The organism is Compostibacillus humi, assembly GCF_014637175.1.
Taxonomy (GTDB): Bacteria; Bacillota; Bacilli; order Bacillales; family Amphibacillaceae; genus Oceanobacillus; species Oceanobacillus humi.
In genome coordinates, this window is record NZ_BMEV01000084.1 from 1 (window position 1) to 10,855 (window position 10,855).

Annotated in this window: 11 protein-coding genes; 4 read left to right on the forward strand and 7 right to left on the reverse strand. The window is 34.5% G+C overall.

Features of this window, described 5'->3' with window-relative positions; translation table 11 throughout:
* Window positions 1–121: 121 nt before the first annotated feature.
* From IEV18_RS15330 to IEV18_RS15360, 7 genes are all read right to left on the reverse strand, one after another.
* Entirely contained in the window at window positions 122–430 is a 309-nt protein-coding gene (locus IEV18_RS15330) for a nucleotidyltransferase family protein (protein WP_062351127.1), read from the reverse strand.
* 209 nt (window positions 431–639) lie between these two features.
* Complete coding sequence (merA, locus tag IEV18_RS15335; RefSeq protein WP_188393263.1) at window positions 640–2,280, reverse strand: mercury(II) reductase; 1,641 nt, start codon at window positions 2,278–2,280, stop codon at window positions 640–642.
* A gap of 24 nt (window positions 2,281–2,304) precedes the next feature.
* On the reverse strand, window positions 2,305–2,697 hold the full coding sequence (merR, locus tag IEV18_RS15340; protein WP_040037804.1) for a mercury resistance transcriptional regulator MerR: 393 nt from the start codon (window positions 2,695–2,697) through the stop codon (window positions 2,305–2,307).
* Window positions 2,698–2,906: 209 nt separating this feature from the next.
* Window positions 2,907–3,140: an arsenic metallochaperone ArsD family protein gene (locus IEV18_RS17675; RefSeq protein WP_438819050.1), complete on the reverse strand. Its 234-nt coding sequence runs from the start codon at window positions 3,138–3,140 to the stop codon at window positions 2,907–2,909.
* An 89-nt stretch (window positions 3,141–3,229) separates the two neighbouring features.
* Window positions 3,230–3,649, reverse strand: coding sequence for an arsenate reductase (thioredoxin) (gene arsC, locus IEV18_RS15350; protein WP_188393264.1), 420 nt, complete (start codon window positions 3,647–3,649; stop codon window positions 3,230–3,232).
* A gap of 15 nt (window positions 3,650–3,664) precedes the next feature.
* Complete coding sequence (locus tag IEV18_RS15355) at window positions 3,665–4,963, reverse strand: arsenic transporter (protein ID WP_188393265.1); 1,299 nt, start codon at window positions 4,961–4,963, stop codon at window positions 3,665–3,667.
* Window positions 4,964–4,978: 15 nt separating this feature from the next.
* Window positions 4,979–5,323: an ArsR/SmtB family transcription factor gene (locus IEV18_RS15360; RefSeq protein WP_087941717.1), complete on the reverse strand. Its 345-nt coding sequence runs from the start codon at window positions 5,321–5,323 to the stop codon at window positions 4,979–4,981.
* 204 nt (window positions 5,324–5,527) lie between these two features.
* Here IEV18_RS15360 and IEV18_RS15365 point away from each other — a divergent pair, with 204 nt between their 5' ends.
* The 4 genes from IEV18_RS15365 to IEV18_RS15380 all read left to right on the forward strand — a co-directional run bounded on the left by IEV18_RS15365 (window position 5,528) and on the right by IEV18_RS15380 (window position 10,674).
* Window positions 5,528–6,253, forward strand: a complete 726-nt coding sequence (locus IEV18_RS15365; protein WP_188393266.1) for a cytochrome c biogenesis CcdA family protein — start codon at window positions 5,528–5,530, stop codon at window positions 6,251–6,253.
* Window positions 6,254–6,265: 12 nt separating this feature from the next.
* Window positions 6,266–7,645: a sensor histidine kinase gene (locus IEV18_RS15370; RefSeq protein WP_188393267.1), complete on the forward strand. Its 1,380-nt coding sequence runs from the start codon at window positions 6,266–6,268 to the stop codon at window positions 7,643–7,645.
* A gap of 1 nt (window position 7,646) precedes the next feature.
* Entirely contained in the window at window positions 7,647–8,327 is a 681-nt protein-coding gene (locus IEV18_RS15375; protein WP_188393268.1) for a response regulator transcription factor, read from the forward strand.
* Window positions 8,328–8,508: 181 nt separating this feature from the next.
* The gene (locus tag IEV18_RS15380) at window positions 8,509–10,674 is read left to right on the forward strand and encodes a copper-translocating P-type ATPase (protein WP_188393269.1); all 2,166 of its coding nucleotides are present in this window, start codon (window positions 8,509–8,511) and stop codon (window positions 10,672–10,674) included.
* Window positions 10,675–10,855 lie beyond the last annotated feature (181 nt).

Below are 10,855 nucleotides of genomic sequence, written 5' to 3' on the forward strand. Positions count from 1 at the left end.
TTTATCATTTATCATGTTTATCGAAATTAACAGCTCTTACTTGTTTAGATAACAAAAAATCATTGGATTTGGTATCAAATTAAATCTTCATTGGAAGTATGAATAATTCAGGATAATCTTATTATTTTCCCTCTTCTACAAATGTAGTAGTCAATAGAAACTCTGACTTTAAAGCAGGTTTAATATCATTTAATATGACTAAATCTATCGGCTTCTGAAAGTGATCTTCTAGGCTTATTTTTAAGTCCATGTAATTATCAAAAGATAAATCCGAGTCGTTAAATTCTACTATTACATCAATATCACTGGATTCTTTTTGTTCATCGCGGCTGTAAGAACCAAACAAACCAACTCGCTTAACACCGTGTTTATCTCTCCAAGTATTTAGGTTTTTTGATAATTCATCAAGGATTGCTTGTTTCGATAACATATTATCATCACCATTTTCCGACATTGGTTTTTTATTTTCGTTATAATTCCGAACCCATTAACAAATGATATAAGTCCTAATAATACTCTACCATTAATTACACATTCTACTGAACCGCAACCAGCCAAATTACTATTAAATTGCTGTTATTCCTGTAAAGGGTGAGATAGTTTAAGTGTATTAATTAAAGCTCCTATAAATAAGGAGCTTTATCCTGCACAACAAGATAATTTTGATACATCCTTATCAAATGTAAGGGCAGCTAATCTTATTCCCTCAGCCGATGTTAAATATGGAGCAAAGCTTTCTTTTAAATCCTCTACGGTTAAGCCAAATTTAACGGCTAATGTCGCTGCATAAATCACATCTCCTGCATTTTCAGCTACGATATGAACCCCTAATACTTTTAACGTTTTTGCATCAGCTACAAGTTTAAATACACCTGTTGTTTCCCTATTTACTATCGCTCTTGGGACTGCATCTAACGGTAATACTGATGTTTTTACTTCATAGCCTTTTTCTTTTGCTTGTTCTTCCGTTAAACCAACTGTTGCAATCGATGGATTTGTAAATATAACGCTTGGAACAACGGATAAATCTATTTTTTTATTTAATCCACCAACTGCATTATCTGCAACAACTCCACCTTCATAGGCTGCTACATACACAAATTGCGGTCCTAATGTCACATCTCCTGCTGCATAAATCTTTTCATTACTTGTTTGAGCAAATTCATTTATCAGTATTTCCTTTTGTTTTCCAACATCAACACCTGCAGCACGTAAATTTAAAGAATCCGTATTTGGTTTTCTTCCTGTTGCAATAAGTAACTGCTCTGATTCAACGACTTTTTTCTTACTGTTTACAGTTAGATAAACCTTTTTTATCTCCCCATCTTGTTCGACACACTCATATGTTGCTCCTTTGATAAGGTGTATACCCTGTTCGATTAACATTTTTTCTACTGTTTCAGAAATTTCCGGGTCATACTCTTTTAATAATCGCTCACTTCTTTGTATAAGTGTTACTTCTGAACCTAAATGATGGAAGAGTTGACCAAGCTCAATCCCAATATATCCTGAACCTATCACCGTTAAACGTTTTGGAACTTTCTTTAATTCAAATAGCGTTGTACTTGTTAAATAATCAACTTTATTAAGTCCAGAAATCGATGGGATAGAAGGAGAGGCCCCTGTTGCAATTAAAAAGCGTTTTGCAGAAAGTTTTGTTCCATTTACCTCAATTGTATTTTCATCAACAAAGCTTGCTTCTCCCTCAATTAAATCAAATCCATATTCGTCTATTAAATCGACATATTTTTGATTCCGAAGTTCACTCACTAATTCGTTCTTTTGCTTGATTAAAGGAGCCAATTCCACTTCTCCAGCAGATGTTTGTAAACCTATAAACGGATTTATCTTAGCTAAATGATTGATTTCCCCTGCTCTAAGAAGGGTCTTGGATGGAACACAGCCAATATTCACACAGGTCCCTCCAATCGTTCCACGCTCAATCATTCCAACTTTTGCACCGTATTCAATAGCTTTAATTGCAGCAGAAAAAGCTGCACCACCAGAACCAATAATAAGAAGATCATAATTACCTTTAGTACCTAACACCACATTTTCTTGTTGTAGTAACTCTTCAATTTCTCCAGTTTGATAATTTGCTTCGTTAATTGCCCTTTTTGCACTTTCAACCTCTATACCATTAGGCAATTCAAATACTACTTCACCGCGACGGAAATTTGCTTCAGTATTTTTAGCACCTATACTTTCAAGTGCTGACTCTACGTGTTTTTCACAGCCTGTACAAGTCATTCCTTCAATATTTACCTTATATTTATTCATAATAAAGCTCCTTTCATTAATCTCTCATGTTAAAGTTTCTATTATTGGACACGCATGTAATTGCTTTTCATCAGGACATCGTTGTTTCAAGTCACCTAACATAGTTTCAATTCGTTTTAAATCCTCTATTTGCTTTTGAACTTCCTCTTGTTTTCTAGAAACAAATTCAAACATATCTTGGCAACGGACTTCATCTTTATCTACAACTCCAAGTAACTTGTAGATTTCACCTAAAGAAAAACCAAGCTCTTGTATTCGCTTGATGAATCCTACACGCTTAACGTCATAATCTGAATATAAACGATAACCAGTTTTTGTTCGGGAAGGTTCCTTTAGTAAATTTTTTCGTTCGTAATATCTAATCGTCTCTTTGTTAACTCCACATTTATCTGCAAACTCACCAATGCGATAAATCACTATTTTCACCTCAATAAAATTATAAACCATGTACTACAGTACATGGTCAAGTAGATATATATTATTAAAATTTCCCTACTAAAGTATTCTCCTTCAATGAAAAGTGGTTTTTTATTATAAAATTGCCCCCACTAGTAAATGGTTAAGATAAATTTAAAAAGGTTGGAAGTTCTCCCTACCTTTTATTTCACTTATCAGTCGTTTTATGATTATTGTTTTCCCTTTTTAAAACTCTGATAATTCTTATTCCCACCAGACAGGTTAAATACCTCTTTAAAACTCATATTAATTAATACATTCTGAGCCGCATTACCAGTAACACCCTTTTGTTCAAGGGAATAAACAGCTGATGCAACTCTAGTTAAATCTGGATCGACACTCGGTCCACAAACACCTGTAGAACAACATTTTGCTGGGTCAAACATTTCTACCTTTTTCATCATGAACAACTTCTTTATTGATGTATAGTTATATACTTATATAGAAACCGAAAAGATAAGGCTTGCGTATCAACATGCCTCATCATTCCCTATTATTCACCTGTTTCAGCAAATCGCTTAATCCGTTCTCCTATTTCATCCCGAACGCGCTGAAACACTTTCCAAGCTTCTTCTTCCGTACCTTCTGCTTTGGCTGGATCGTCAAAGCCCCAATGTTCACGTTTTACGTGAGGTGGTGTCACTGGACAGCGGTCTTTGGCATCTCCACATAACGTTACCGCCAATGTTGCGTTATTTAAAAATTCTTGATCAATGGTTTCCGATTTTTGAACAGAAATATCAATTCCAGCTTCCTTCATTGCTTTAACAGCATTTGGGTTTAGTCCGTGTGCTTCAATACCTGCACTTCTTACTTCCCACTCATCACCAAGATATTTTTTTGCCCAACCTTCCGCCATTTGACTTCTGCAAGAGTTTCCCGTACATAAGAAATAAATTGTTTTTTTAGACATAATTCATTCTCCTTTTTAAAATAGTAGAAGTGTTAGATAAAGACCTACTAATGTTATAAATAGGATTGGGATGGTTAAAACAATCCCGGTTTTAAAATAGGTTCCCCATGAAATTTTAATTCCTTTTTGGGAAAGTACATGGAGCCACACTAAGGTTGCTAGTGAACCAATTGGCGTAATTTTTGGTCCTAAATCCGAACCAACTACGTTAGCATAAACAAGCGCTTCTCTTAATACACCAGAAGTATTCGTTTCAGCAATGGCTAATGCATCAATCATTACGGTTGGCATATTATTCATAATCGATGACAGGAAAGCAGCTATAAAACCCATTCCAACTGTAGCAACGAATAATCCTTGTTCAGCCACAGTTTGAAGAACACTTGCGAGCGCAGAGGTCAGCCCGGCATTTCCCAATCCATATACGACGACATACATTCCAATTGAAAAAATAACGATATTCCACGGAGCGCCTTTAATAACTTTTTTCGTATTAACAGCGGCACTACGTCTGGCCATTATGATAAAGAATATAGCTATGGCCCCAGCAATAATAGATACTGGTAAATTTATGAATTCGCTACTAAAATAGCCAATTACTAATAATCCGAGAACATACCAAGAAAGGCGAAACATCTTTATATCGTTTATTGCTTCTTTCGGTTCCCTAAGTTTCGATAAATCATAATTCTTAGGGATACTTTTTCTAAAGTAGATTAGTAATACCGAAATGGTTGCAATTAGTGAAAATAAGTTCGGAATAATCATCCGCGAAGCATATTCAACAAATCCAATGCCAAAGAAGTCTGCAGAAACGATATTTACTAAGTTACTTACAATAAATGGTAATGAAGTTGTATCCGCAATAAATCCACTTGCCATAATGAAAGGGAATATCATTTTTTCTTTAAAATTCAAATTTCGCACCATTGCAAGAACAATCGGTGTTAGGATAAGTGCCGCTCCGTCATTCGCAAATAATGCTGCAACAACTGCACCTAAAATACTAATGTAAACAAACATTTTTATTCCATGACCTTTTGCTACCCGTGCCATGTGCAGTGCTGCCCATTCGAATAATCCAATCTCATCTAGTATTAAAGAAATAAGGATAATTGCGACAAAGGATAGCGTTGCATTCCATGTGATGTCAATTACTTCAAGAACATCACTGAATTCTACTACCCCTACTAATAAGGCAATTACAGCTCCACCCATTGCGGACCAGCCAATGTTTAAGCCCTTTGGCTGCCATATTACTAGTACTAGGGTTGCAATAAAAATTAATATTGCGAGTATAAGCGTTGTAGACAAAATAATACCTCCAATTTAACAACAAGAAATTCGTGTACCATTTTCTTCAAGTTCTTTTAATTTGTAATCTTGATTAGGTAATTGATCAAGAATAGGTTTAATAAATGAATAATATTCATTTTCCTTATCTACGGAGTAAAATATCCATTGCCCTTTTCTTTCTTCCTTAACCAATCCTAAGTCTTTCAACTTACGTAAATGCTGACTAATCGATGGCTGACTGACTTGAAATATTTCAACAAATTCACAGACACAACAAGCTTGATTATCAATTAATTTCATAATCGTTAATCTTGTTTTATCACCCAATAATTTTAAAATAACTGCAGCCTTTTCCATTTCAATGGTTGTTTGCAGCACATCATCTCCTCCTTATAATTTCATTACAACATTAGCATATAACTATTTGCTTATATATACAATAAAATATTTCATTATTTTGAGATTCTCTTTCTTCATTATTACCTTTGATTAATATTTGCTGAAATCTGCACAAAAAATGGACATATTTTTTATATGTTATTTAATGGATAAAACTATTAAGGGCAAAGTGAGTGAATAAATATGTTCGATCTTTTTAATGAAATAGCCATCATGCTAAATGGACCACTTCAGCAAATTGCATATGGATATGAACACATACCGCTACTATTTGCATTTTTTCTTGGGTTAATTGGCGCAGTTGCTCCCTGTCAACTTACAGGTAATATTAGTGCAATGACTATTTATGGGAATAAATCATTAATCGAAAAAGTCCCTTGGTTACACGTATTTCTATTTGTTTTAGGTAAAATATTCGTTTTTTCAATTATTGGTTTAGTGATTTGGTTACTCGGAAAGGAAGTACACAGTACTCTTACACAAATGTTCCCGATTCTAAGGAAATTAATAGGACCATTACTTATACTAGTTGGTATATTTATGCTCGGATTATTTAGTTGGAGGAAAACCGGGAAAATGTTTAAAATCCCTACTAGGCTTAGAGACAGCTATCTAGGAAGCTTTTTAATGGGTGCAAGTTTTACGTTAGCATTTTGCCCTACTATGTTTGTATTATTTATACTAACCTTAATGCCAGTTGTATTAGAAACATCATATGGATTTGTATTACCTTCTGTTTTTGGAATTGGAACCTCTCTTCCACTTTTATTCATTATCTTTCTAATTTGGTATTTTGGGGCAAGTGGCATTATATTAAAGAAAAGCAGAAAAATAGGTTTACTAGTGCAGAAACTTGCAGGGGTTATCATTCTTGTTATTGGTATTCTGGATACTTTAACTTACTGGTAAAAGAGGTCAATTATGTTTAATAAATTATCCTTAAAAATTGGACTATTATTTTTTGTATTCATGTTAATTATCGAGATTTTTGTTTATTTTATTCTATATACAAATATAGCAAATGAACGAATTGATGAAGTGATGAATAGTTTATTAGCCCGTGCCAATACACATAGTGCTATCTTAGAAAAGAATTTCGATTCTGCTACGTTGGAGCATGTTGGAATTATGGAATCTGAATCGGAATTTGCTGTTATTATTACGGATGCCAATGGTAATATCATCATTCATTCCGATCCTGTTGAAACTGAAATGTTAGAAGTGATTGATCATACAGATTATAAAAACATACCCAGTGTAGGAAAAGTAGTGGAACAACGCTGGTCAGAAAGACAATATATAGCGGTTGATAGTCCCATTACGATTGATGGAGAACATCAAGGGCATGTCTTTATGTTTGCTAATACCAATATTGTAAAAAATATGCTTAATCATTTGAGTGATCAATTTATTATTGTTGGACTAATCACCATTGTTCTAACAATCTTTACTGTTTTTATTCTTTCTCGTTTTATTACGTTACCAGTAATGAAAATGAAAGAAGCAACCGAACAGTTAAGTATAGGGAAAAATAAAGTTGAATTACACAAGGAACGTAATGATGAACTAGGAGAATTAGCGGCTTCTATTATGAAGTTATCAAGTGATCTGGAACGATTAAAAAATGACAGAAATGAATTTTTGGCAAGTATCTCTCATGAACTAAGAACGCCATTAACCTATATTAAAGGGTATGCAGATATCATTAAAAAACAAGACATTACGGAAGAAGAAAGAAAAGAATATCTGGATATTATACGGGAAGAAACAGAGCATTTAACAGTCTTGGTTAAAAATCTATTTGATCTAGCTAGAATGGATGAAAATAAATTTGTAATTAATCGAAAAAATGTTAACTTTAGACAACTAATTCAAACGATTGAAGAACGTATTGCTCCAGTATTGGAAGAAAAAAATATTACATTTTCTGCTTCATGCCCAGTAAATATCATAGGTAATATTGATCCCGATAGGATCCAACAGGTATTATTGAATATACTGGATAATGCCAGAAAACATACACCCGAAGGAAAGTCTATATCATTAGAAGTAACCCAGAATGATAGAGAAATTACTATAACTATTTCAGATGAAGGAGAAGGAATTCCAAAAGAGGAATTACCTTATATATTTGAACGGTTATACCGTGTAGAAAAGTCGCGTTCCAGAGAAAGTGGCGGAACGGGATTAGGATTAGCTATTGCAAAGGAAATTATAGAATCCCACGGAGGGACGATTGAAATTGAAAGTGAACTTGGGAAAGGTACAAGGGTTATTATTCAATTAGCAAGAGGTGAATAAAATGGTTAAAGCTCTATTAGTAGATGATGAAAAACGAATGCTAGATTTATTAGCATTATATTTAAGACCTCATAATTACATATGTAAAAAAGCTATTAGTGCAAAAGAGGCATTATCGTTTTTAAAAGAAGAGACTTTTGACATTGTACTTATCGATATTATGATGCCTGAAATGAATGGCTGGGAATTATGCCAAGAGATAAGAAAAGATTCGGATATCCCCATTATCATGGTAACCGCTCGTGAACAGAAAGAGGATATTATTAAAGGGTTAAAATTAGGTGCAGATGATTATGTAACAAAACCATTTGACGAAGCTGAGCTATTAGCAAGAATAGAAGCAGTATTACGTAGAATGAAACCTGCGAGGAGGGTTGAAGTGAATGGTCTCTTATGGAATGAAGATGAGTTTGAGTTGTCATATAAAAATAATACAATAAAGTTAACGCCAAAGGAATTTACCATGCTAGGTTATTTTATGAGAAAACCAAACCAAGTGTTTACTAGGGAACAATTAATTGAATTAATTTGGGGATACGATTCACACACAGAAGGAAGAACAGTTGACTCCCATGTACGGAACATGCGAGATAAAATTCGTCAATCTGGATTTCCAATCGATGATTATTTAAAAACTGTATGGGGCGTTGGGTATAAATGGGTAAATAAGTCTTCATTATAGACATAAAAGATCTATATTATGAACACATTCTTATTTTCTTGACACTAATCATTAACATAAAATTCACACTTCGCAAATACCGTATGGGGGTATAGTATGATACGATGTTAATAGAAGGATGAAGAACACAGAAAATATTTAGGAAGTTTTCTAATATATCCACACTAAAGGAGGAACGATAATGAATAACCACGGAAATGGAAAGAATGAACACAATCACAGTATGCACAGTGAACATAACCATCATAACCATACAGAACAAGAGGAACAAAAACATCAAAGTCATCGACTTTATGAACATGAAAATATGCATGATCATCATGATCACGGACATGAAGAACACAAAAATCACGACCACAATCATGAACATAGCGCTAAACATCATGGGCATGGTGGACACGGCGGACATCACGAACATATGGTAGAAGATTTTAAGAAACGTTTTTGGATTTCATTAGTTTTATCAATTCCTATTTTGTACTTATCTCCAATGATTCAAATGCTAATTGGATATGAAGTGAATTTCACAGGTAATACTTTCTTACTGTTCTTGCTTTCCACGATTGTTTTTTTCTATGGTGGGAAACCATTTTTACTTGGTGCTTGGGATGAGTTAAAAGAGAAATCTCCAGCGATGATGATGTTAATTTCATTAGCTATTATTGCTGCTTATGTATACAGTACCCTCACAGCTTTCTTTATTGAAGGTAGTGATTTCTTCTTTGAACTAGCCACTCTTATTGTAATTATGTTGCTAGGGCATTGGATAGAAATGAAATCTCTTATGGGTGCTTCAAAGGCGTTGGAAGAGTTAATTAAACTAATGCCAAAAGAAGCCCATAAATTAGATGAGTCTGGAAATATTGTTGAAGTAACAGTCGAAGATTTAAAACCGGGCGATCAGATTTTAGTTAAATCTGGTGAAAAGATTCCAATTGATGGTGAAATTTACGAAGGAGAATCTACCGTCGATGAGTCAATGCTAACAGGAGAATCAGTCCCTGTTGAAAAAGGACCCGGAATGCAAGCAATTGGTGGTGCAGTGAATGGTGACGGAGTTTTAAAAATTAAAGTTAGTAAAACAGGAAACGATACCTACCTTTCCCAAGTTATTAAATTGGTAAGCGATGCAGAAAAATTGAAATCAAAGGCCCAAGGTTTTGCGGATATTGCTGCTAAATGGTTATTCTACGTTGCCGTTGTAGTAGGGATTATAACCTTTGCGGTCTGGTGGACTAACGGAGACCTAGATTTTGCTCTAGAACGAATGGTGACCGTTTTGATCATTGCTTGTCCACACGCACTTGGCTTGGCAACACCACTTGTAACATCTAGATCTACTTCCATTGCAGCAAAAAATGGTTTGTTAATTCGAAATCGTATAGCGTTTGAAAGTGCGTATAAATTGGATCGTATAGTGTTTGACAAAACAGGGACACTTACGGAAGGGAACTTTGGTGTAACAGATATTCATCCAAGCGAGGGAGTTAGTGAAGAAGAATTATTGAAGTTGGCTTATTCTGTTGAAATACAATCAGAACATCCAATAGCTAATGGAATTGTGAAAGCAGGAAAAGAGCGTAATTTACAATCCTATGACATTAAGGATTACCGAAATCTAACTGGTAAGGGATTAGTTGCTAAAATAGGCGATACTGAAATTGCTGTTGTAAGCCCCGGAACAATGAGGGAAAATAAAATCTCATTTGATGAGAAAACCTATGATCAACTAGCTTTACAAGGAAAAACAGTCGTATTTGTACTTAAAGATAATGTCTTACAAGGAATGATAGCGCTAGCTGATATCATCCGGGAATCTTCCTACAAAGTCATTAAGGAATTAAATGATCGTGGCATTGAAACGATTATGATGACTGGAGACAATAACCGTGTAGCGAATTATGTAGGAGAAAAACTAGGTATTTCCAAAGTCATCGCAGAAGTTCTTCCCCATGAAAAATCAAATAATGTAAAGGATTTAAAACAAAACGGAAAAAAGGTCGCTATGATTGGGGATGGAGTAAATGATGCACCAGCCCTAGCGGAAGCTGATTTAGGAATTGCTATTGGTGCGGGTACAGATGTTGCGATTGAAACAGCCGATGTTGTATTAGTTAACAGTAATCCAGTGGATATTCTAAATATCATTAAATTGTCAAAGGCAAGTCGCAGGAAAATGTCCCAAAACTTAGCATGGGCTGCTGGGTATAACATCATTGCAATTCCTTTAGCTGCAGGTGTATTGTACAATATTGGTTTTGTCATAACTCCTGCCGTTGGAGCAGCAGTTATGTCACTCAGTACCATTATTTGTGCAATAAACGCCCAATTATTAAAAATCGATTAATAGAAAAGAATAGTTTATATTTGGCTAAGCATGTATAGAATTGCTTAGCCTTTTATTATTCTGTATGGTAAACCCGAGTTCGACAGTTGCTAGGTAAACGAATGCCCCTCAAAGCTTTGTGTATCAAGGTTTTGAGGGGTAAAAAAGGCATAATTATTGTGTTACTAGCTTTTCGGTTTGA